1 protein-coding gene is annotated in these 26,645 nt (G+C 68.7%); it reads right to left on the bottom strand.

What is annotated here, in order from left to right; all coding sequences use genetic code 11:
* Positions 1-110: 110 nt before the first annotated feature.
* On the bottom strand, positions 111-26,627 hold the full coding sequence (locus ABZ345_RS41000; protein ID WP_359860368.1) for a non-ribosomal peptide synthase/polyketide synthase: 26,517 nt from the start codon (positions 26,625-26,627) through the stop codon (positions 111-113).
* Positions 26,628-26,645 lie beyond the last annotated feature (18 nt).

Genomic DNA, 26,645 nt, shown 5'->3' with positions numbered 1-26,645 from the left:
TCATCGCCACTTTAAAATGGCATGCCTGAATAGAGCTCTACAACGAAGTGCAATTCACTGGTCCAATTGCGGAAAACCAGTGCGCTGGATGCCCCCCTCGTTTGCCCGGATCACCCGCCCATCTGCTTGAGCACGGCGGCGAGACTCGCCTGGTCGATGTTGGCCAGCGGGAAGTCGGACGGGGTGACGCCGCCGGCCCCTGACTGGCAGTGCTCGACCAGCTCTCGCAGCACGTCCACGTACCGCGCCGCGAGCCGTTCGACCGTCGTCGGCCGGTGCACGTTGGTGCTGAAATACCACTCGACCAGCAGGCGGCCGTCCGAGGTCTGTTCGGCCTCGATCTGCAGCAGATGCGAACGGCTTCCCTGTTCGTTCTCGGTCACGCCGCACAGGTCGGCGGGCAGTTCCTTGCGGATCAGCCCGACGGCGTCGTCTCCCGCCGCGTCGAATGCGCCCAGATAGTTGAACAACACGGGCCGAACGGGTGCGTTGACCAAACGTTCGTCACGTTCCAGGTAACGCAGAATCCCGTATCCGACACCACGGCGCGGTACGGTGCGCAGCTGTTCCTTGACCGCCTTGATCAGCTCGCCGCTGTCGTCGAGGCGGCGGTGGCGCAGGCGCACCGGGAAGATCGACGTGAACCACCCGACGGTGCGGGACAAGTCGACGCCGTCCGTGATCGCCTCGCGGCCGTGGCTTTCGAGGTCGATGGTGACGTCTCCGGAGCCCGTCCACTCGCCCAGGGTCTTGAGCAGGGCGGCCAGCAGCAGGTCGTTGATCTGGGTGCGGTAGGCCTTGTGGGCCTCGCCCAGCAGCACCTCGGTGGACTTCGCGTCGAGCCACGTGCGGACGGTGTCGGCCGACGCCTCGGTGTTGGCGCCGCGGCCGTCGACGGGCACCGCCACGACCCGCTCGGTCTGCGCGGCCCAGTGGTCGCGTTCGGCTTCGGGGTTGTCGTTGTGCAGCACCTCGGCCCACTGCCGGAACGACGTCGTCTTCGGCCCGAGCTCTCCGCCCGTGTAGGCCGTGTCGAGGTCCTCCAGCAGGATGTTCCACGCCACGCCGTCCATGACGAAGTGGTGCGCGATGAGCCCCAGCCAGGCCGGTTCGGTGCCGCGGGCGAAGTAGATCGCGGCGACGAGCGGACCGTCCGCCAGGCGCAACGACGTCTGCGCTTCGGTCATGTGCGCGACGACGTCTTCAGCGGTGACCACGCGCAGGACCTCGCGGGGCTCACCGTCGTTGTCCTGCACCCAGGTGTCGCCGTCCTGGCGGAACCTGATGCGCAGGGCGTCGTGATGGGCGATGACGGTGTCGAGTGCCCGCGAGAGCCTGTCTGGGTCGGTGCCCGTGGCCAGCTCGAACACGCCCGACCAGTTCCAGTGGTCGCGGTCGGGGATGTCCTGCTCGACGAACCAGTGCTGGATCGGCGTGAGCGGCACGGGACCGGTGACGACACCCTGTTCGGCGAGCAGGGCTTTCGGGGTGTCGCGCACGACGGGTGCGAGTTCGGCGATGGTCTGGTGGGCGAACACGTCCGCCACGTCCACGCCCCATCCCGCGGCACGGACGCGGGCGACGATCTGCAGGCTCAGGATCGAGTCGCCGCCCAACTCGAAGAAGTTGTCGTGCACGCCGACGCGTTCGACTCCCAGCACCTGGGACCAGACCGCCGCGAGAGTGTCCTCAATGGACGTCCGAGGTGCCTCGAAGACCTCGGCCGACGTCTCGGGCTCGGGGTCGGGCAGGCCCTTGCGGTCGACCTTGCCGTTCGGGGTGAGCGGCAGCCTTTCCAGCGCCACGAACACCGACGGCACCAGGTAGTCCGGCACGCGCTCGCGCAACCACGTCCGCAGTGCCTTCGCGCTGAACTCGCCTTCCGCGACCACGTAGGCGACCAGCCGTTTGCCGCCGTGCGGTCCGCCATCCCGTGCCACCACGACGACGTCACGCACGTCGGGGTGGTCACCGATGACGATCTCGACCTCGCCGGGTTCGACCCGGTAACCGCGGATCTTGACCTGCTCGTCGACGCGGCCCAGGAACTCGATCGTCCCGTCCGCGCGCCACCGGGCCCGGTCGCCCGTCCGATAGAGCCTTCCTGTGCCGAACACGTTGGGCACGAACCGTTCCGCAGTCAGGTCCGGGCGCCCCACATACCCCTGGGCCAGGCCGGCACCACCGACCAGCAGCTCACCCGGCACGCCCACCGGTACCGGCCGCAACGACCGGTCCACCACGAACGCCTGAGCACCCGCGAGCGGAGTACCGATCGGCACCACCGCCGCCGGGTGATCGTCACCCACCGGGTGGAAGATCGAGTCGATCGCGGCCTCGGTCACACCGAACACGTTGCCCGGCACCGCATTCGGCGCCACCTCTGCCACCGCCGTGGTGAGCGCGTCATGGGTCCACATATCGGTACCGGAGATCACCAGGCGGAGGCTCTCCACGGATCCCGCAGTACGGCAGTGCGCCGCCAGATCTCGGAGAAGCATGCCGGGGACGATCTCGGCGATCGCCACGCCGTCGTTGGACAGCGTGCTGTGCAACGACTCCACGGACACGTGCTCGTCATGCGGCAGGAACACCACCGTCTGACCGAACGCCAGCGCGCGGGTCATGTCACCGATCGACACGTCGAAGCCCGGACCCGACATCGACAACACCGGGCCGGGCCCGCCCAGTGCGGTCAGGCCATCTCGCCAGCCGGCGACGTACGACGACAGCGCGCCATGGGTGACCGCCACGCCCTTGGGACGGCCGGTCGAGCCTGAGGTGTAGGCGATGTACGCCACCGCGTGGGGGTCGATGGGGGAAGCATCGAACGCACCGACCTTCGCGGTGGTGTCGTCCAGAACCACGATCTCCCCGGCGAATCCCGCCAGCTCGCCGGCGAGTTCCGCAGTCGTCACCGCGGCGACCACCCCGGCATCGGCCAGCAGGAAGTCCAGGCGTTCGGCAGGCAATCCGGGGTTGATCGGCACGTACACGCCACCACTGCGCAACACACCCTGGAACGCCACCGCCAGCTCGATCCCACGCGGCACCAGCACCGCGACGGGCGAGCCCACCGTCACGCCAGCCCGTTGGAGCCGTGCCGCCACTGCATCGGCCCGCGCACCCAGTTCGGCGAACGTCAGGCGTTCGTCGCCGCACTTCGCGGCCACGGCATTGGTGTGCGCCCAGCCGTGGATCAGCTCGGGCACCGGCAGTTCGGCGACCGGTGCGGTCTCGCCCCGCGCCACCAGCCGCGCAGCCTGGTCCGGGCGCTGCAGCGGCAGGTCGGCGACGGCCAGTTCCGGCTCGTGAGCGACGGCGGTGAGGACGACGACGAGCTGGTCGAGAACGCGTTCGACGGTGGCCGTGTCGAACGCCGCCGTGGAGAACTCGGCCTCGATCTTGAGCGTGTCCTCCAGGTCGACCGCGAACGTGAGCGGGTAGTTGCCCTGCTCGACGGACTCGACGGCGTCGGCCCAGTCCTCGCCGGTGTCGGTGGGTGCTTCCTCCTGCGGGTAGTTGCCGAACACGACGATGCTGTCGAACAGCCCACGGCCGTGCGGCACAGCGGACCACCGCTGCACGTCCACCAACGGCGTGTACTCGTACCGTTGCAGCGCAACCTGGTTGTCCCTCAGGTCGTGCAACCACGCGGCGAACGACGTGTCCGACGGCACCACGGCCCGGACCGGCAGCGTGTTGATGAACAACCCGACCATCGACTCCACCCCGGCCAGATCAGCCGGACGACCCGAGACGGTCAGGCCGAACACCACGTCGTCCTCACCCGAGCTCGCGGAGAGGACCTTGGCCCACGCCGCCTGCACGACCGTCGACAACGTCACGCGCTCCCGCCGGGCCAACTCCACGAGCCTGGTGGTGACGGCCTCGTCGAGGTGCGTGCGCCGCCTGTCCTGGGCGTAGTGGGAGGCGGCCAGGCGGTCCACCGGCAGTGCCGTCGGTGCCTCGAAGCCGTCCAGGTAGGTGCGCCAGAACCCTTCGGTGGCAGCGGAGTCGCGCTGGTCGAGCCAGGCGATGTAGTCGCGGTACGGACGCGCCGGCGGCAGTGGCTGCCGCTGGTAGGTGACGGACACCTCGTCCATGACGACAGGCAGGCTCCACCCGTCGCACAAACCCTGGTACAGGCCCCAGATGAGCCAGTTCTGCCCGTTGCCGCGGTCGACGAGGTACAACCGCGTCAACGGCGGCCGCGCCAGATCGAAGCCGAGCGCACGGTCCTCCGCGAGCAGTTCCTGCAGCCGCACCTGTTGCGTCGCCTCGTCCAGGCCCGACCAGTCGCGCTGCTCCAGCGGAACCTCAACGTCTGCCAGCACGATCTGCACGGGCTCGCTGACGCCCTCCCACACGAAGCCGCTTCGGAGCGCGGCGTGCCGGGAGATCACTTCCCGCCAGGCACCCGCCAGCCGGTCGGCGTCGATCGGACCGGTCAGGTCGTAGACGCCCTGACCCCAGTAGAGCCCGTCGCCTTCGTCCGGGGCGCCGACGACACCGAACAACATGCCCGACTGCACGGGCGCCAGCCGGTAAACGTCCACAAGCGACGGACGACTCCGCGCGAGCCCGTCGACCTCGTCCTGGGTGAGGGACGCCAGCGGGAAGTCCGACGGCGTGAACCCACCGCTGGTCTTCCGGCAGTGCTCGACCAACTCGCGCAACGCCTCGACATACCTGGCCGCGACCCGTTCGACGGTGGCGGTGTCGTGCCGGTTCGTGGAGTGGAACCACTCGATCGACAACCGTCCGTCAGCGGTCTGTTGCACCTCGATCTGCACCAGATGCGAACGCGTCCCACCTTCGCTCTCGCTCGGCCCGGCCAGGTCACCGTTCAGCTCGCGACGGATCAGGCCGGCGTCGTCGTCACCGGCGGTGTGCGCGCCGAGGTAGTTGAACAACACCGGTCGGTCAGGCGCACCGGCCAGGTCGTCCCGCAGCCACCGCAGCACGCCGTAGCCCACACCGCGGCGCGGCACCGCACGGAGTTGTTCCTTGACCGCCTTGATCGCTCTGGCCGGGTCACGCTGGTTCGTCAGGCGCACCGGGAAGATCGACGTGAACCACCCGACCGTGCGCGACAGATCGGCACCCTCACGGCCGTGGCTCTCCAGGTCGATCGTGACGTGATCAGTTCCGGTCCACTCGCCCAGCGCCTGTGCCAGTGCTGCCAGCAGCAAGTCGTTGCCCTGCGTGCGATATGCCTTGTGCGCGTCACCGAGCAGCGTGGCCGTCGTGTCCGCGTCCAGCCACGACTGCACGATCGCCTCGGACGCATCGGTGTTCGGGCCGCTGCCATCTGCCGGAAGCGCAACCACATCCGCGGTCGCCGCCGCCCAATGCTCGCGTTCACCGCTCGCATCGTCGTCCTGCAGCTGCAACGCCCACTGCCGGAGCGACGTCGTCTTCGGCCCGAGCTTCTCGCCACGGTATGCGGTGTCAAGGTCCTCCAGCAGGATGTCCCACGACACGCCGTCCATCACCAGGTGATGCACCGTCAGCCCAAGCCACGCGGGCTCCGAACCACGATCCAAGAAAACAGCCGCAAGCAGCGGACCATCAGCCAGACGCAACGACTTCTGCGCAGCAGCCATCTCCGCAACGTCACTGGCCACCCGCAGGAACCCACCGCCACCAACGGGTGCGTTGAACTGACCATCCGGCGTGAACCGGAGGCGCAACGCGTCGTGATGGACGACCAGGGCGTCGAGGGCCTGGCTCAAGCGTTCAGGATCGGTGCCGGGTGCCAGTTCGAACATGCCCGACCAGTTCCAGTGATCACGGTTCGGGATGTCCTGAGCCAGGAACCAGCGCTGAATCGGCGTCAGCGGAACAGGTCCGGTGACAACCCCCTGTTCGGCCAGCGTCGCCGCCGGAGCGTCACGCACGACCGGCGCCAACTCGGCCACCGACTGATGGGCGAACACGTCGGCCACGTCGATCCCGAGTCCGGCAGCACGCGCCCGAGCCACGATCTGCAGACTCAGGATCGAGTCGCCGCCGAGCTCGAAGAAGTTGTCGTGCACACCAACGCGCTCGACCCCCAACACGCCACTCCACACCGCCGCGAGGGACTCCTCGACAGCGGTCCGAGGCGCGACATAGGCCTCACCGACCGTCTCGGGCTCCGGGTCAGGAAGCCCTCTCCGGTCGACCTTGCCGTTCGGGGTGAGCGGCAACCTTTCCAGCGCCACGAACACCGACGGCACAAGGTAATCCGGCACCCGCTCACGCAGCCACGCACGCAGCACAGAACCGCTGAACTCGCCTTCGGCGACCACGTACGCGACGAGACGCTTACCGCCGTGTGGCCCACCTTCCCGTGCCACCACAACGACATCACGCACCTCGGGGTGGTCACCGATGACGACCTCGACCTCACCGGGTTCGACCCGGTAGCCGCGAATCTTGACCTGCTCGTCCACCCGGCCCAGGAACTCGATCGTGCCGTCCGGGCGCCACCGAGCCCGGTCGCCCGTCCGGTAGAGCCGGCCACTGCCGAACACGTTGGGCACGAACCGTTCAGCGGTCAGGTCGGGGCGGCCCACATACCCTTGGGCCACTCCGTCGCCGCCAACCAGCAGTTCGCCAGGAACACCCACGGGCACCGGCCGCAACGACCCGTCCACCACGAACGCCTGAGCCCCCGCGAGCGGAGTACCGATCGGCACGACAGCCGCCGGGTGGTCGTTGCCCACCGGATGGAAGATCGAGTCGATGGCCGCCTCGGTCACGCCGAACACGTTGCCCGGCACCGCATTCGGCGCCACCCCAGCCACCGCGGTGGTGAGCGCGTCATGGGTCCACATATCGGTACCGGAGATCACCAGACGCAGGCTCTCCACCGGCCCGGCAACGCGGCAGTGCGCCGCCAGATCACGCAGAAGCATGCCGGGCACGATCTCGGCGATCGCCACGTCGTGCATGGACAGCGTGTGGTGCAGCGACTCGACCGACACGTGTTCGTCGTGCGGCAGGAACACCACCGTCTGCCCGAATGCCAACGCGCGGGTCATGTCACCGATCGACACGTCGAAGCCCGGACCCGACATCGACAACACCGCGCCAGGTCCACCCAGTTCGGCGAGCCCGGCGCGCCATCCCGCCACGTACGAGGACAGCGCGCCATGGGTGACCGCCACGCCCTTGGGACGGCCGGTCGAACCTGAGGTGTAGGCGATGTACGCCAACGCAGAGGGGTCGATCAGCGTGGAGGACAGATCGCCAAGGGCCGCGGACACGTCGTCGAGGAGCCCCGCCACCTCGCTCCCAGCGGCCGCGTACTCAGCCGCCTCGACCAGCACCACCACTTCCCCGGAGAATCCCCCCAATTCCCCAGCCAGTTCCCTGGTCGTCACTGCGGCGACCACCCCGCCACCAGCGAGCAGGAACTCCACACGCTCAGCAGGCAATCCGGGGTTGATCGGCACATACACGCCACCTGAACGCAACACACCCTGGAAGGCGACCGCCAGCTCGACCCCGCGAGGCACCAGCACCGCGACCGGCGACCCCACCGTCACACCAGCCCGCCGCAGCCGTACCGCCAAGGCATCTGCCCGCGCGTTCAGCTCGGCGAACGTCAGCCGCTCCTCACCGCAGATCACCGCGACCTCGGCCGAGTCCCACCCGGCGATCAGGTCCGGCACCGGCCGCTCCACCGCCGGCGGGGTCGTGCTGCCCCGCTCGACGATCTCGGCAGCCTGGGCCGGCCGGTGCAGCGGGATGTCCTGGACCAGCGAGTCCGGACGCTCCGCCATCGCCGTGAGCACGACCGTGAGCTGGTCGAGGATCCGTTCGACCGTGCCCACGTCGAAGGCCGCCGTGGAGAACTCGGCCTCGATCTTGAGCGTGTCCTCCAGGTCGACCGCGAACGTGAGCGGGTAGTTGCCCTGCTCCACCGACTCGGTGGCGCGCAACCAGTCCTCGCCCAGGTCCTCCGGCAGTTCCTCCTGCGGGTAGTTGCCGAACACCACGATCGAGTCGAACAACGCCCGGCCATGCGGCACAGCCGACCATCGCTGAACATCCACCAACGGCGTGTACTCGAACCGTTGCACCGCAACCTGGCTGTCCCGCAGGTCATGCAACCACGACGTGAACGGCACGTCCGCGGGAACCAGAGCCCGTACCGGCAACGTGTTGATGAACAACCCGACCATCGACTCCGCGCCGGCCAACTCGGCCGGACGACCCGAGACTGTCAGGCCGAACACAACGTCGTCCTCACTGGAGGTCTCCGCGAGGACCTTGGCCCACGCGGCTTGCACGACCGTCGACAACGTCACACGTTCGCGCCGGGCCAGCTCGACCAGCTGTGCCGTCACGCCTTCGGTCAAGTGGGTACGCCGGCGGTCCTGGTCGTAATGGCTCGCGGCCAACCGGTCCGCGGGCAGTGGAGTCGGCGCCTCGAACCCGCTCAAGTAGTTGCGCCAGAAGGCTTCTGGCTCGGCCGGGTCACGTCCGTCCAGCCAGGCGATGAAGTCCCGGTAGGGCCGGGTGGGTTCGAGGGCGCTGCCGAGATAGGCGGCAGACACCTCGTCCATCACCACGGGCAGACTCCACCCGTCGCACAAACCCTGGTACAGCCCCCAAACAAGCCAGTTCCGCCCGTCGCCGCGGTCGACGACGTACAACCGCATCAACGGCGGTCGCGCCAGGTCGAAGCCGAGCGCACGGTCCTCCGCCAGCAATTCCTGCAGCCGCACCTGTTGTGCGGCATCGTCCAGACCCGACCAGTCCCGCCGCTCCAGCGGAACCTCAACGTCACCGAGCACCACCTGAACCGGCTCGGCCACGCCCTCCCACACGAACCCGCTGCGCAGCGACGCATGCCGCGCGATCACCTCACGCCACGCCGCCGCGAACCGTTCCACCTCGATCGGGCCCGCGAGGTCGTAAACGCTCTGCCCCCAGTACAAACCATCGACGGGAGAACCCACGACACCGAACAACATGCCCGACTGCACCGGAGCCAACCGATACACATCCGCCAGCGGATACCGCACCGCCAGCCGATCAACCTCAGACTGAGCCAGCGACGCCAACGAGAAGTCCGACGGCGTGAACCCGGAAACCCCGGACCGGCAATGCGCCACCAGCTCGCGCAACGCCTCGACGTACCGAGCCGCCACCCGTTCGACGGTGGCGGTGTCGTGCCGGTTCGTGGAGTGGAACCACTCGATCGACAACCGTCCGTCAGCAGTCTGCTGCACCTCGAGTTGCAACAAGTGCGACCGCGTCCCACCCGCGCCCTCACTCGGGCCGGCCAACTCGCTGTCCAACTCGCGACGGATCAAGCCGTCGTCGTCACCGGCGGTGTAGGCCCCGAGGTAGTTGAACAACACCGGCCGATCAGCCGCGTCGGCCAACTCACCCTGCGACCACCGCAGCACGCCATAACCCACACCACGGCGCGGAACCGCCCGCAGCTCCTCCTTCACCGCCTTGATGGCCGCGCCAGGATCACGCTGGCTGCTGAGACGCACCGGGAAGATCGACGTGAACCACCCGACCGTGCGCGACAGGTCCGCACCCTCACGGCCGTGGCTCTCCAAGTCCACGGTGACGTGATCGCTGTCAGCCCACTCCCCCAGCGCCTGAGCCAGCGCCGCCAGCAGCAAGTCGTTGCCCTGCGTGCGATACGCCTTGTGCGCGTCCCCGAGGAGTGCCGCGGTCGTCTCGGCATCCAGCCACGACTGCACGATCGCCTCGGACGCATCGCTGTTCGTGCCGCTGCCATCAACGGGAAGCGCGACGACATCCGCAGTCGCCGCCACCCAATGCTCACGTTCACCACTGGCGTCGTCATCCTGCAGCTGCAACGCCCACTGCCGGAACGACGTCGTCTTCGGCCCGAGCTTGCCGCCACGGTAAGCCGTGTCGAGGTCCTCCAGCAGGATGTCCCACGACACCCCGTCCATCACCAAGTGATGCACTGTCAAACCGAGCCACGAAGGCTCAGCACCACGATCCAAGAAAACAGCCGCAAGCAGCGGACCATCAGCCAGACTCAAAGACTTCTGCGCCGCAGCCATCTCCGCAACGTCACTGGCCACCTGCAGGAACCCACTGCCACCGACTGGCGCGTTGAACTGACCATCAGGCGCGAACCGGAGGCGCAACGCGTCGTGATGCGCCACCACAGCCTCGAACGCCACCGCGAGACGATCGGGATCGGTACCGGGTGCCAGCTCGAACATGCCCGACCAGTTCCAGTGGTCCCGGTTCGGGATGTCCTGCGCCAGGAACCAGTGCTGGATCGGGGTGAACGGCACCGGCCCGGTGACCACACCCTGCTCAGCCAACGTCACGGCAGGAGCCTCGTGCACCGCGAGAGCGAGCTCGGCGATGGTCTGGTGGGCGAACACGTCCGCCACGTCGACACCTAGGCCCGCCGCACGAACGCGGGCCACGATCTGCAGGCTGAGGATCGAGTCGCCACCGAGCTCGAAGAAGTTGTCATGCACACCAACGCGTTCAACGCGCAGCACGCCACTCCACACCGCCGCGAGAGTCTGCTCGACAGCGGTCCGAGGCGCGACAAAGGCCTCCCCAGTCACCTCCGGCTCGGGATCCGGCAGACCGCGCCGGTCGACCTTGCCGTTCGGCGTCAGCGGCAACCGCTCCAGCGCAACAAACACCGACGGCACAAGGTAATCCGGCACCCGCTCGCGCAACCACGCACGCAAAACCGAACCACTGAACTCACCCTCAGCCACCACATACGCGACCAGGCGCTTACCGCCGTGCGGCCCGCCATCACGCGCCACCACAACGACATCACGCACGTCGGGGTGATCACCAATGACAACTTCGACCTCACCGGGCTCGACCCGGTAACCACGGATCTTGACCTGCTCGTCCACCCGGCCCAGGAACTCGATCGTGCCGTCCGCCCGCCACCGCGCCCGGTCGCCCGTCCGATAGAGCCTTCCTGTGCCGAACACGTTGGGCACGAACCGTTCCGCAGTCAGGTCCGGACGCCCCACATACCCCTGGGCCACACCAGAACCACCGACCAGCAGCTCGCCAGGAACACCCACGGGCACCGGCCGCAACGACCCGTCCACCACGAACGCCTGAGCACCGGACAAAGGCGTACCGATCGGCACCACCGCTGCGGGATGATCCTCGGTCACAGCGTGGAAGATCGAGTCGATCGCCGCCTCGGTCACACCGAAAACGTTGCCCGGCACCGCATTCGGCGCCACCTCCGCCACCGCGGTGGTCAACGCGTCATGGGTCCACAAGTCGGTACCCGAGATCACCAGGCGCAGACTCTCCACCGGCCCGGCAACGCGACAGTGCGCCGCCAGATCGCGCAGAAGCATGCCCGGCACGATCTCGGCGACCTCGACCTCGTGGTCGACCAAAGTGCGGTGCAACGACTCCACAGTGACGTGCTCATCGTGCGGGAGGAACACCACTCGCTGACCGAACGCCAGGGCCCGCGTCATGTCCCCAACGGACACGTCGAAGCCGGGACCCGACATCGACAACACCCGGCCCGGACCGCCCAACGCGCCCAACCCGTCACGCCAACCGGCCACGTAGGAAGACAGCGCCGCGTGTGTGACCGCCACGCCCTTGGGACGGCCGGTCGAACCCGAGGTGTAAGCGATGTAAGCCAACGCAGAGGGGTCGATCACCGCGGAGAACTGCTCGCCACAGTCCGCGGACACGTCACCCAGCACCACTACTTCACCAGCGAACCCGGCCAGTTCCCCGGTCGTCACCGCGGCGACCACCCCGGCATCAGCCAGCAAGAACTCCACACGCTCAGCCGGCAGCCCAGGATTGATCGGTACGTACACACCACCCGAACGCAACACACCCTGGAACGCGACCGCCAGCTCGAGCCCACGCGGCACCAGCACCGCGACTGGCGAGCCCACCGTCGCTCCGGCCGAGCGCAGACGTGTGGCAAGAGCATCGGCCCGCGCGTTCAGCTCGGCGAACGTCAGCTGCTCGTCGCCACACACCACAGCGATCTCGGCCGAGTCCCATCCGGCGATCAGCTCCGGCACGGGCCGCTCGACGGCAGGCACCGGAGTAGCACCCCACGCCACCAACTCCGCCGCCTGCTCAGGCCGCTGCACCGGCACGTCTGCGACCGCCAGCTCAGGACGTTCCGCGACGGCAGTCAGCACAACCGCGAGCTGGTCGAGGATCCGCTCGACCGTGACTGCGTCGAACGCAGCCGTCGAGAACTCCGCCTCGACCCGCAGCGAGCGCTCCAGGTCGACCGCGAACGTCAGCGGATAGTTCCCCTGCTCCACGGAGTCAACGGCTTGCACCCCACCCAGGTCCTCCGGCAGCTCCTCCTGCGGGTAGTTGCCGAACACCACGATGGAGTCGAACAACGCCCGGCCATGCGGAACAGCCGACCACCGCTGGACATCCACCAACGGCGTGTACTCGAACCGTTGCAGCGCAACCTGATTGTCCTGCAGCTCAGGCAACCACGCGGCGAACGACATGTCCGTCGGCACCACGGTCCGCACAGGCAAGGTGTTGATGAACAACCCGACCATCGACTCCACGCCGGCCAAATCGGCCGGACGACCCGACACCGTGAGGCCGAACACCACGTCGTCGTCACCCGAGTACGTCGACAGCAGCAACGCCCAGGCCGCCTGCACGACCGTCGACAGCGTCACGCGCTCGCGGCGGGCCAGCTCGACCAGCCGGGCCGTGACGGTCTCGTCCAGGCCCATGCGACGCCAGTCCTGGTCGTAGTGGCTGCTCGCCAGCCGATCGACCGGAAGTGCCGTGGGAGCCTCGAAACCGCCCAGGTACGTGCGCCAGAACCCTTCGGACTCGGCCGAGTCACGACGGCCCAGCCACGCGATGAAGTCCCGATAGGACCGAACCGGCTCCAGAGACCGGCCCTGGTAGGTGGCGGACACCTCGTCCATGACGACGGGCAGACTCCACCCGTCGCAAAGACCCTGGTACAGCCCCCACACCAGCCACAACCGGTCCGAACCGCGATCCACCAGGTACAGCCGCGTCAACGGCGGCGCGGCGAGATCGAAGCCCAGCGCACGGTCGAAAGCCAGCAACTCGCGCAGTTGTTCCTGCTGAGCACCGTCGTCGAGCCCGGACCAGTCCCGCCGCTCCAGCGGAACGTCGACGTCGGCGAGCACGACCTGCACCGGTTCGCTGACGCCCTCCCACACGAACCCGCTGCGCAACGCGGCATGCCGCGCGATCACCGAACGCCAGGCATCGGCAAGCCGCCCGGCATCCAGCGGACCCGCCAGGTCGTAGACCCCTTGGCCCCAGTAGAGCCCATCGACAGGAGAACCCGCGACACCGAACAACATGCCCGACTGCACCGGCGCCAACCGATGCACGTCGACCAGCGGATAACGCTCGGCAAGCCGGTCGACTTCTACCTGAGCCAGCGACGCCAACGGGAAGTCCGACGGCGTGAAGCCCGACACCCCGGACCGGCAATGCGCCACCAGCTGACGCAACGCCTCGACATACCGAGCCGCGACCCGTTCGACGGTGGCGGTGTCGTGCAGGTTGTGGCTGAAGTGCCAGTCGATCTGGAGGCGTCCGTCAGCGTCCTGCTGGGCTTCGATCTGCAGGACGTGCGACCGCGTCCCGCCCGGCCCCTCGCTCGGACCGGCCAGCTCGGCGGGGAGCTCCCGGCGAATCAGCCCGACCGAGTCGACGGCGTCGAAAGCCCCCAGGTAGTTGAACAGCACCGGCCGATCCGGCGCATCGGCCAGATCGCCCTGCAACCAGCGCAACGCGCCGTACCCGACACCGCGGCGCGGAATGCCCCGCAGCTCCTCCTTGACAGCCTTGATCGCCGCAGCCGGATCACCGTCGTGCGTGAGTCGCACCGGGAAGATCGACGTGAAGTACCCGACCGTCCGCGACAGATCCACGCCGTCCGCGACCGCCTCACGGCCGTGGCTCTCCAGGTCCACCGTCACGTGCCCGGTACCCGCCCACTCCCCCAACGCCTGGGCGAGCGCGGTCAGCAACAGGTCGTTGCCCTGCGTGCGATAAGCGCGGTGGGCGTCACTCAGCAGCGCCGCGGTGGTGCCGGTGTCCAGCCACGACTGCACGACACCGGCCGAGGTCTCGGTGTTGGGGCCCTCGCGATCCCGCGGCAGCTCCACCACGTCCGCGGTCTGGGCCAGCCAGATCTCCCGCTCGGCCCGCGCGTCCAGCTCCTGCAGAACCTCGGCCCACTGCTGGAACGACGTCGTCTTCGGTCCGAGCGCCCGACCCTCGTAAGCCGCGTCGAGGTCCTCCAGCAACACGTTCCACGACACCCCGTCCATCACAAGGTGATGCACGGTCAAACCAAGCCACGCAGGCTCCGAACCACGATCGAAGAACACAGCAGCGAGAAGCGGACCATCAGCCAGACGCAACGACTTCTGCGCTGCGGTCATCTCCGCAACAACATCAACGCCCAGCCGCAGGAACCCACCGCCACCGACCGGCGCGTTGAACTGGCCGTCTGCGCTGAAGCGGATCCTCAGTGCATCGTGGTGTGCCACAACGACATCGAGCGCCCTGGCCAAGCGCTCGGGGTCGATGCCAGGCGCCAGCTCGAACATGCCCGACCAGTTCCAGTGATCGCGATCCGGGATGTCCTGAGCCAGGAACCAGTGCTGGATAGGCGTCAACGGAACCGGCCCGGTGACCACGCCCTGCTCAGCCAGCGTCACCGCGGGGACGTCCCGCACAACGCCCGCTAGCGCGGCGACCGTCTGATGCGCGAACACATCCGCAACATCCACACCCAGACCAGCCGCACGAACGCGCGCCACGATCTGCAAGCTCAGGATCGAGTCGCCACCGAGCTCGAAGAAGTTGTCATGCACACCAACGCGCTCGACCCCCAACACACCACCCCACACCGCCGCGAGCGTCTCCTCGACAGCAGTCCGCGGCGCGACAAAGGCCTCACCAGCCGTCTCGGGCTCCGGGTCGGGCAGACCGCGACGGTCAACCTTGCCGTTCGGCGTCAGCGGCAGCCGGTCCAGCGCGACGAACACCGACGGCACCAGGTAATCCGGCACCCGCTCGCGCAACCACGCACGCAACGCTGAGCCGCTGAACTCACCTTCGGCGACCACATACGCAACAAGCCGCTTACCGCCGTGCGGGCCACCATCACGGGCCACCACAACGACATCACGCACATCGGGGTGGTCGCCGATAACAACTTCGACCTCGCCGGGCTCGACCCGGTAACCGCGGATCTTGACCTGTTCGTCCACCCGGCCCAGGAACTCGATCGTCCCGTCAGCACGCCACCGAGCCCGGTCACCAGTGCGATACAACCGGCCCGAGCCGAACACGTTGGGCACGAACCGCGCAGCGGTGAGGTCGGGCCGGCCCAGGTAGCCACGTGCCACACCGGCGCCACCCACCAGCAGTTCACCGGGAACACCCACCGGCACCGGCCGCAACGACCCATCCACCACAAAAGCCTGTGCACCAGCCAAAGGCGTACCGATCGGCACGACCGCCGCCGGGTGATCCTCGGTCACAGCGTGGAAGATCGAGTCGATCGCCGCCTCGGTCACACCGAACACGTTGCCCGGCACCGCATTGGGCGCCACCTCAGCCACCGCACCAGTCAATGCATCGTGCGTCCACATATCGGTACCCGAAATCACCAGGCGGAGGCTCTCCACCGGCCCGACAACACGGCAATGCGCCGCCAAGTCACGCAGAAGCATGCCCGGCACGATCTCGGCCACTTCGATCTGGTGCTCCACCAACGTGGCGTGCAGCGACTCCACCGACACGTGCTCGTCGTGCGGCAGGAACACCACCGTCTGCCCAAACGCCAGAGCCCGCGTCATGTCCCCGATGGACACGTCGAACCCAGGTCCGGACATCGACAGCACCCGGCCCGGACCACCCAGCGCGCCCAACCCATCACGCCAACCGGCCAAATACGAGGACAACGCGGCATGAGTGACCGCTACGCCCTTGGGACGGCCGGTCGAGCCTGAGGTGTAAGCGATGTAGGCCAAAGCAGAAGGGTGGATCAACGGGGAGCACAGCTCGCCAGAGACCACGGACACGTCGCCGAGGAGCCCAGCCACCTCACCCAGCACCACCACTGCCCCAGCGAACCCACCGAGCTCCCCGGCGAGTTCCCCGGTCGTCACCGCGGCGACCACCCCGGCATCAGCCAGCAGGAACTCCAGCCGTTCCGCAGGCAGCCCGGGGTTGATCGGCACATACACGCCACCCGAACGCAGCACACCCTGGAAGGCGACCGCCAGCTCAACCCCACGCGGCACCAACACCGCAACCGGCGACTCCACCGTCACACCCACCCGCCGGAGCCGAGCAGCCAGGGCATCAGCCCGAGCCCCCAACTCGGCGAACGTCAACCGCTCCTCACCGCAGATCACCGCGACCTCGGCCGAGCCCCACCCCGCGATCAGCTCCGGCACCGGCCGCTCGGCGGACGGCACTGGCGTTGCACCCCACGCCACCAGTTCCGAAGCCTGCTCGGGCCGCTGCAACGGCAAGTCCACGACCGCCAGCTCAGGCCGCTCAGCGACCGCGGTGAGCACGACGACCAACTGGTCGAGAATCCGCTCGACCGTCACCGCGTCGAAAGCAGCCGTCGAGAACTCCGCCTCGATGCGCAGCGTGCGCTCCAGGTCGACCGCGAACGTGAGCGGATAGTTCCCCTGTTCCACCGAGTCGACGGTGGCGTACCCGTCGGGGATCGCGGCCAGGTCGTCCGGCAGTTCCCGGTGCGGGTAGTTGCCGAACACGACGATGGAGTCGAACAGCGCCCGGCCACCCGGAACAGAGGACCAGCGCTGCACATCCACCAGTGGCGTGTACTCGAACCGCTGCAGCGCGACCTGATTGTCCCGCAGCTCGCGCAGCCACGACGTGAACGGCACGTCCGCCGGGACCAAAGCCCGCACCGGCAACGTGTTGATGAACAACCCGACCGTCGACTCCACACCGGCCAGCTCGGCAGGGCGGCCCGACACGGTCAGACCGAACACCACGTCGTTCTCGCCCGACGACTCGGCGAGGACCTTGGCCCACGCCGCCTGCACGACCGTCGACAACGTCACGCGCTCGCGCCGGGCCAGCTCGACCAGCTTGGCCGTGACGTCCGTGGACAGCGCGGTCCGCCGCCGGTCCTGCTCGTAGTGGCTGGCCGCCAACCGGTCCACCGGCAACGGCGTGGGCGCCTCGAAACCGTCCAAACAGGACCGCCAGAACCCCTCGGACTCGTCCGGATCGCGCCCGTCCAGCCACGCGATGAACTCGCGGTACGACCGCGCCGGAGCGAGCGTCTCGCCGTCATAGGCGGCCAGCACCTCGTCCATCACCACGGGCAGACTCCACCCGTCGCACAAACCCTGGTACAGCCCCCAAACCAGCCACAACCGGCCGTCGCCGCGATCCACCAGGTACAGCCGCATCAACGGTGGCGCGGCGAGATCGAAGCCCCGCGCACGGTCGAAAGCCAGCAACTCGCGCAACCGCACCTGCTGGGTGTCCCCGTCCAGGCCGGACCAGTCCTGCAGCTCAAGCGGTACGTCGACATCCGCGAGCACGACCTGCACCGGTTCGCTGACGCCCTCCCACACGAACCCACTGCGCAACGCGGCATGCCGGGCAATCACCGACCGCCAGGCATCAGCGAACCGGACAGCATCCAGCGGACCTCGAAGGTCGTAGACGCTCTGCCCCCAGTACAAACCATCAACGGGAGACCCCACGACACCGAACAACATGCCCGACTGCACCGGCGCCAACCGGTACACATCCGCCAGCGGATACCGAACCGCGAGCCGATCAACCTCAGACTGAGCCAGCGACGCCAACGGGAAGTCCGACGGCGTGAAACCGGAAACCCCGGACCGGCAATGCGCCACCACCCCGCGCAACGCCGAGACATATCGAGCCGCGACCCGTTCGACAGTGCCGGACGAGTGCAGGTTGGTGCTGTGCAGCCAGTCGATCCGCAGCCGCCCGTCACTCTCGCGGACGACCTCCAGCTGCAGCGGGTACGCCCTGGTCCCACCGGGTCCCTGCATCGGACCGGCCAGCTCGGCCGGAAGCTCCCGCCGGATCAGCCCGACCGACTCGACAGCGTCGAATGCACCCAGGTAGTTGAACAACACCGGCCGATCCGGCCCACCGGACTCACCCTGCAACCACTGCAACGCGCCGTAGCCGACACCCCGGCGCGGCACGGCCCGCAGTTGCTCCTTGACCGCCTTCACCGTCGCACCGACATCTCCGGCACGGCTCAACCGCACCGGGAAGATCGAGGTGAACCACCCGACCGTGCGCGACAGATCGAGACCTTCGCGACCGTGGCTCTCCAGGTCGACCGTGACGTGATCGGTGCCGGCCCACTCCCCCAGGACATCGGCCAGCGCAGCCAGCAGCAGGTCGTTCGCCTGCGTCCGATAAGCCTTGTGGGCCTCACCGAACAGCGCGGCGGTGGTGTCGGCGTCCAGCCAGGTGCGCACCACGGCGCCGGACTCTTCGGTGTTCGGACCGTCGCCGTCGACCGGCAGCGCGACCACGTCCGACGTCGCCGCGGCCCAATGGTCCCGTTCCCCGGAGGCATCCAGCTCGAGCAGGTGCTCGGCCCACCGCTGGAACGACGTTGTCTTGGGCCCCAACGCCTCCGAGCGATACGCGGTGTCGAGGTCCTCCAGCAGGATGTTCCACGACACCCCGTCCATCACCAGGTGATGCACGGTCAACCCAAGCCACGGAGGCTCCGAACCACGATCAAAGAAAACGCCAGCGAGAAGCGGACCATCAGCCAGACGCAACGACTTCTGCGCCGCAGCCATATCCGCAACAACATCAACACCCACACGCAGGAACCCGCCACCACCGACCGGCGCGTTGAACTGGCCATCCGCACCGAAGCGGATCCGAAGCGCGTCGTGGTGCGCCACCACGACATCGAGCGCCGCCGCGAGACGTTCAGGATCGGTACCGGGCGCCAGCTCGAACATGCCCGACCAATTCCAGTGATCACGGTCCGGGATGTCCTGAGCCAGGAACCAGTGCTGGATCGGCGTCAACGGTACCGGCCCGGTCACCACCCCCTGCTCGGCCATCGTGACCGCAGGCGCCGAGCGCACGGCCAGAGCGAGCTCGGCAACCGTCTGGTGGGCGAACACGTCCGCCACGTCGACACCCAGCTCTGCAGCACGGATGCGCGCCACGATCTGCAGGCTCAGGATCGAGTCGCCACCGAGCTCGAAGAAGTTGTCATGCACACCAACGCGCTCGACACCCAGCACGCCACTCCACACCGCCGCGAGTGTTTCCTCGACAGCGTTGCGGGGCGCGACATACGAGTCGGCGACCGTCTCGGGCTCCGGCGCGGGCAGCCCGCGACGGTCGACCTTCCCGTTCGGCGTCAGCGGCAACCGGTCCAGCGCAACGAACACAGACGGCACAAGATAATCCGGCACCCGCTCACGCAACCACGCACGCAACACCGAACCACTGAACTCACCCTCAGCCACGACATACGCGACCAGACGCTTACCGCCATGCGGTCCGCCATCCCGTGCCACCACAACAACATCACGCACGTCAGGGTGGTCGCCGATGACAACCTCGACCTCACCAGGTTCAACCCGATAGCCACGGATCTTCACCTGCTCATCGACACGACCAAGGAACTCGATCGTCCCGTCAGCACGCCACCGCGCCCGGTCACCGGTGCGGTACAACCGCTCGCCGGCCGCACCGAACACATCGGGCACGAACCGTTCCGCGGTCAGGTCCGGGCGCCCCACATAGCCCTGCGCCACACCGGAACCACCGACCAGCAGCTCACCGGGAACACCCACCGGCGCCGGCCGCATCATGCGGTCGACCACGACGGCCCTGGCACCGGCCAACGGCGTGCCGATCGGCACGACAGCGGCCGGATGATCCTCACCGACCGGGTGGAAGATCGAGTCGATCGCCGCCTCGGTGACACCGAAGACGTTGCCCGGCACCGCGTTCGGTGCCACGTCGCCCACCGCGCTCGTCAGCGCGTCGTGCGTCCACATGTCCGTGCCCGAGATCACCAGGCGAAGCGACTTGACCGGCCCGGCCTCCCGGCAGTGCGCGGCCAGGTCGCGCAGGAGCATGCCCGGCACGATCTCCGCGACCTCGACCTCGTGGTCGACCAGCGTCTCGTGCAACGACTCCACCGTCACGTGCTCGTCGTGCGGCAGGAACACCAACGTCCGGCCGAACGCCAGCGCACGCGTCATGTCCCCGATGGACACGTCGAACCCAGGGCCCGACATCGACAGCACCGTGCCCGGACCGCCCAGTGACGCGAGCCCTTCCCGCCAGCCCGCCACGTACGACGACAACGCGGCATGCGTCACCGCCACACCCTTCGGACGGCCCGTCGAGCCCGAGGTGTAAGCCACGTACGCCAACGCGTCCGGATCAATCGGCACCGGCAGGGCACCGAAACCCGGAGAGTCGTCGTCCAGCACCAGCACGTCGGCGAACCCGGCCAGCTCATCGGCCAGGGCCGAAGTCGTCACCGCGACCGTCGCACGGACGTCCGCCAGCAGGAACGCCAGACGTTCGGCGGGAAGCCCCGGATTGATCGGCACGTACACGCCACCGGAACGCAGCACACCCTGGAAGGCGACAGCGAGATCGACGCCGCGCGGCACCAGCACCGCGACCCGCGAGCCGACCGTCACCCCCATCCCCTGGAGGCGACCGGCCAGCCCGTCGGCCCGGAACCCCAGTTCGGCGAACGTCAGGCTCTCCGCTCCGCAGACGACGGCGACCTCGGGCGAGATCCGCGCCCAGTCGTCGATCAGGTCCGGCACGGGCCGTTCGGTGGCGGGCTCGCGAGTCTCGCCCCACGCCACCAGCGCCGCCGCCTGCTCCGGCCGCTGCAACGGCACGTCCCGGACCACGAGGTCCGGCTGCTCGGCCACCGCTGTCAGCACAACGGTGAGCTGGTCCAGAACCCGTTCCACCGTCACAGCGTCGAACGCGCCGGTGGAGAACTCGGCCTCGATCCGGAGCTCGGCGTCCACGTCGACCGCGAAGGTGAGCGGGTAGTTGCCCTGCTCCACCGAGTCGAGCAGCGGCGACAGGTCGAAGTCGGCGACACGGGTGCGGCTGCCGGGATAGTTGCGCAGCACGACGATGCTGTCGAACAACGCACGGCCACCCGGAACACCGGACCACCGCTGCACGTCCACCAACGGCGTGTACTCGAACCGTTGTAGCGCAACCTGGTTGTCCCGCAGTTCGCGCAACCACGAGGTGAACGGCACATCTGTCGGCACCACGGTCCGCACCGGCAAGGTATTGATGAACAACCCGACCGTCGACTCGACGCCGGCCAGGTCAGCCGGGCGACCCGACACGGTCAGGCCGAACACCACCTCGTCCTCGCCCGAGGTCGCCGACAGCACCTTCGCCCACGCCGCCTGCACCACCGCTGACAACGTCACCCGCTCCCGCCGGGCCAGCTCGACCAAGCGGGCCGTGACCTCCGCGGACAGCGCGGTCCGCCGCCGGTCCTGCGCGTAGTGGCTGGCCGCCAACCGGTCCACCGGCAACGGGGTAGGTGCCTCGAAACCGTCCAAACAGGACCGCCAGAACCGCTCGCCCGGATCACGCCCGTCGAGCCAGGAGATGAACTCGCGGTACGGCCGCACGGGAGCGAGCGCCCGGCCCTCGTAAGCGGCGGACACCTCGTCCATCACCACGGGCAGACTCCACCCGTCGCACAAACCCTGGTACAGCCCCCACACCAGCCAGTACTGCCCGCAACCCCGATCGACGAGGTACAGGCGCGTCAACGGCGGCGCCGCGAGATCGAAGCCCAGCGCGCGATCCTCCGCCAGCAGCTCCCGCAACCGGGCGTCCTGATCGTCCACTTCGGACCAGTCGTGGACCGTCAACGGCACGTCGACCTCGGCCAGCACGACCTGCACAGGTTCGCTGACGCCTTCCCAGACGAACCCGCTGCGCAACGCCGCCTGCCGCGCGATCACCGTGCGCCACGCCCCGGCGAGCCGATCGGCGTCAACGGTGCCGGTGAGCTCGTAGACCCCCTGGCCCCAGTAGAGCCCGTCCCCTTCGGCCGGAGCACCCACGACCCCGAACACCATGCCGGACTGCACCGGCGCCAACCGGTACACGTCCGTCAGCGCGGGGAACCGCGCCGCGAGCCGGTCGATCTCGTTCTGCGCCAACGACGCCAGCGGGAAGTCCGACGGCGTGAAACCGGAGATCCCGGACTGGCAGTGCGCGACAAGCGTTTCCAGTTCCCGCTGATAGGTCGACGCCAGTCGTTCGACGGTCGCCGCCGTGTGCAGGTCGGCGCTGTAGTGCCACTCGACCTGCAACTGCCCGTCGGCGGTCCGGATCACTTCCAGGTTCAGCACGTGGGACCGCGTGCCACGGCCGGACGTCGCGGCGCCTCGCAGGTTCGCGGGCAGCTCACGGCGCAGCAGATCCCCGGTTCCCGCGGCGGATCCGAGGTAGTTGAACAGCACCGGACGGTCCGGCGCGTCGGCCAGTTCGCCGTGCAGCCAGCGCAACGCGCCATAGCCGACACCTCGGCGCGGCACGGCCCGCAGCTGTTCCTTGACCGCCTTCACCGTCGTGCCGACATCATCGGAACGGCTCAACCGCACCGGGAAGATCGACGTGAACCACCCGACCGTGTGTGAGAGGTCGACCCCGTCCGCGATCGCCTCACGACCGTGGCTCTCCAGGTCGATGGTCAGCTCATCGGCGCCCGCCCACGGACCCAGCGTGCGCACCAACGCCGTCAGCAGCAGATCGTTGCCCTGCGTGCGATACGCCTTGTGCGCGTCACCCAGCAGCGCGGCGGTCGTCCCGGCGTCCAGCAGCGTCGTGTGGACCTGTGCGGAACTCTCGTCGTTGGGCCCGTCGCCGTCGAGCGGCACCGCGACCACGTCCGACGTCGCTGCGGCCCAGTGGTCCCGTTCGGCGCCGGCGTCGAACTCCTGGAGCAGCTCCGCCCACTGCCGGAACGAGGTCGTCTTCGGCCCGAGCTTCTCGCCGAGGTAAACCGTGCCGAGATCCTCCAGCAGCACGTTCCACGACACGCCGTCCATCACCAGGTGGTGCACGACGAGACCGAGCCACGCGGGCTCCGAACCACGATCGAAGAAAACAGCCGCGACGAGCGGACCATCGGCCAGCCGCACCGACTTCTGCGCCGCGGTCATCTCCTCGGCCACAGCCTCGTCACCGGCCACGCGCAGGAACCCGCCGCCGTCGACCGGCGCGTTGACCTGGCCGTCCGGCGTGAACCGGAGGCGCAACGCGTCGTGATGGGCGACCACGGCATCGAGCGCCCGGCTCAGGCGTTCCGGATCAGTGCCCGGTGCCAGCTCGAACACGCCCGACCAGTTCCAGTGGTCGCGATCGGCGATGTCCTGCGCCACGAACCAGTGTTGGATCGGCGTCAAGGGCACAGGACCGGTGACGACACCCTGCTCCGCCAGCGTCACCACGGGCGTGTCCCGCACGACCGCTGCCAACTCGGCGACGGTCTGGTGGGACAGCACCTCGGCCACGTCGACGCCCAGACCGGCCGCACGCACGCGGGCGACGATCTGCAGGCTCAGGATCGAGTCGCCGCCGAGCTCGAAGAAGTTGTCGTGCACACCGACGCGGTCGACCCCGAGAACCTGCGCCCACACCGACGCCAGAGTGTCCTCAATGGACGTTCGGGGCGCCTCGTAGGCTTCGGACGTCTCGGGCTCGGGGTCGGGCAGACCGCGGCGGTCGACCTTGCCGTTCGGCGTCAGCGGCAACCGGTCCAGAGCGACGAACACCGACGGCACCAGGTAGTCCGGCATCCGCTCGCGCAACCAGGCACGCAGTTCCAGACCAGCCTGCTCGGCCACGACGTAGGCCACCAGGCGCTTGCCACCGTGCGGGCCACCATCACGCGCCACCACAACAACATCACGCACACCGGGGTGATCGCCGATGACGACCTCGACCTCACCAGGCTCGACCCGATAGCCGCGGATCTTGACCTGCTCGTCCACCCGGCCGAGGAACTCGAGCACGCCGTCGGCCCGCCACCGGGCTCGGTCGCCGGTGCGGTACAACCGGCCCGAGCCGAACACGTTGGGCAGGAACCGTTCCGCGGTCAGGTCCGGACGGCCCAGGTATCCCCGGGCCAGCCCCGCGCCACCGACCAGCAGCTCACCCTCGACGCCCACCGGCACCGGTCGCAGCGAGCCGTCCACGACGAAGGCGTCGACGCCGGCGAGAGGCCCGCCGATCGGGACCACCTCACCCTCGTGCTCCGGCAGCGCCGTGACGGGGTGGAAGATCGAGTCGATCGCGGCCTCGGTGACGCCGAAGACGTTGCCCGGCACCGCGTTCGGCGCCACCTCGGCCACCGCGCTCGTCAACGCGTCGTACGTCCACATGTCGGTGCCCGAGATCACCAGGCGCAGCGACTCGATCGGGCCCGCCTCGCGGCAGTGCGCGGCGAGATCGCGCAGCAGCATGCCGGGCACGATCTCGGCGACCTCGACCGCGTGATCAGCCAACGTGCGGTGCAGCGAGTCGACCGACACGACCTCGTCGTGCGGGAGGAACACCACGGTCTGGCCGAACGCTAGCGCCCGCGTCATGTCACCGATGGACACGTCGAACCCGGGACCTGACATCGACAGCACGGTTCCGGGCCCGCCCAGCGGTTCGAGCGCCTGGCTCCACCCGGCCACGTACGACGACAACGCGGCATGCGTCACCGCCACACCCTTGGGCCGGCCCGTCGAGCCGGACGTGTAAGCCACGTACGCCAGCGCACCGGACTCGATGCTCACGGGCCGCGCGCCGACGATCGCAGAGTCGTCCAGCACGAGGACTTCGCCGACGAACCCTGCCAGCTCACCGGCGAGTTCTTCGGTCGTGACCGCCACACCGACGTCGGTCAGCAGGAACTCGAGCCGTTCGGCAGGCAGGCCAGGGTTGATCGGCACGTACACGCCACCGCTGCGGAGAACGCCCTGGAAGGCCACCGCCAGCTCGACACCCCGAGGCACGAGCACCGCCACCGCAGACTCCACGGTGACTCCGGCCTGCTGGAGCCGGGCGGCGAGCGTGTCAGCCCGTTCCCCCAGCTCACCGAAGGAGAGCTGGTCCTGACCGCACACGACCGCGGTCTGCTCAGGCCGGGTGTCGACGTAGCTCGCGATGAGGTCGGGGACGTTCGCGGTGTGGCTAGGCTCGGGCCCCGCTCCCCAGCGCCGGGTGAGCTGGATGTCCACAGTGGACGCACCTGCGGTCGCGTCCACCGGTCCGCAGGCGAGCCGGTCGAGCAGCCCCAGGAACCGCTCCTCGTGCAGTGCCAGCTCGGCACCGGCGGCCACGCCGTCCTCGACGTCGATGTCGAGCCAGGCCTGATCACCCCGTGACCAGCCGTAGGTGGTGACGGTGAGGTCGCGGATGGGGCCGACCGCCAGGTTGCGAGGCGCGTCGGCGTGCACCGCGTCGCCGAAGCTCAGCGGCCGGTTGAAGTCGACCACGTTGAGCGTGGGACCGAACCAGGCACCGTTGCCGGTGACGCCGAGCTTGCGGGCCAGGTCCTCGCCCCGATACCGCGACCTGGGCGCGATCTCGGCCAGCCGCGCGGTGGTCACCTCGGTCAACCGCCGGACCGTCGTGCCGTCCGGCAGGTGCAGGACCACGGGTGCGACGTTGGCCAGCAACCCGGGAGTGGCGCGCGCCAGCGGACTGCGGCGCGCGGCCGTGGGGAGGCTGAACACCACGTCGTCACGGTCGACCAGCTGGCGTTGATATGCGGCGAACGCCGACACGAGGAAGTGCGGGACGCGCAGGCCCAGCTCAGCGCAGCGATCGAGGACAGCACCGCGCAACGCCGAGTCGACGGCGACCGTGCGCCGCCGTGACGGCCGCTGCCGTTCGGGACGGCGTTCGTCCTCGCGGGCGCGCACCACATCCGCGACCGAGTCCAGCCAGTACCGCTCGTCGGCGAGCCGGTCGGCGGACCGCTGGTACGCCTGGTCCTCGGCCACCACGTCGACCCACGAACCGAAGTGGCGAGGCCGGTCCACGCCGGAGTAGATCTCCGCGACGCGTTGCGTGATCAGGCTGAACGAGAAGATGTCGGAGACGAGGTGGTGCGCCCGGTGGTACCACCAGTTCTCGTCGTCGGCGACACGTAGCAGCACCCAACGCCAGAGCGGCGCCACCCGGTGGTCGATCGGCCGGCCGCCGTCGGCGTGCATCCACGCGCGCGCCGCACCCGCGGGATCATCGTCCGCGCGGAGATCCACGACAGGCATGACGTCGGCGGGCAGGTCGTCGGTGAAGGCCTGCCACGGCGCACCGTCCGTGTGCTCTCCGAAGAACAGCCGATACGCGTCGGTTTCCCCAGCGGCGACACGGGCGCTCGACCGCAGGAGTTCCACGTCGACAGGCCCGCGGAGCACGACGTACTGGGCCGGGTTGAACTCCGGAGTGTTCCCGAGCAGTTCCGCCGACAGCCACATGTCCACCTGCGCGGCGGTCAGCGAGTACCGAACGCCAGGCTCACGCCGCTCAACCACAGAACCGCTCCTCGTAAC

Origin of the sequence: Lentzea sp. NPDC005914 (assembly GCF_040629405.1) — a bacterium.
GTDB lineage: Bacteria > Actinomycetota > Actinomycetes > Mycobacteriales > Pseudonocardiaceae > Lentzea.
Note: the sequence above shows the minus strand (reverse complement) of the source record. Positions and strands in the feature narration are given on the sequence as shown.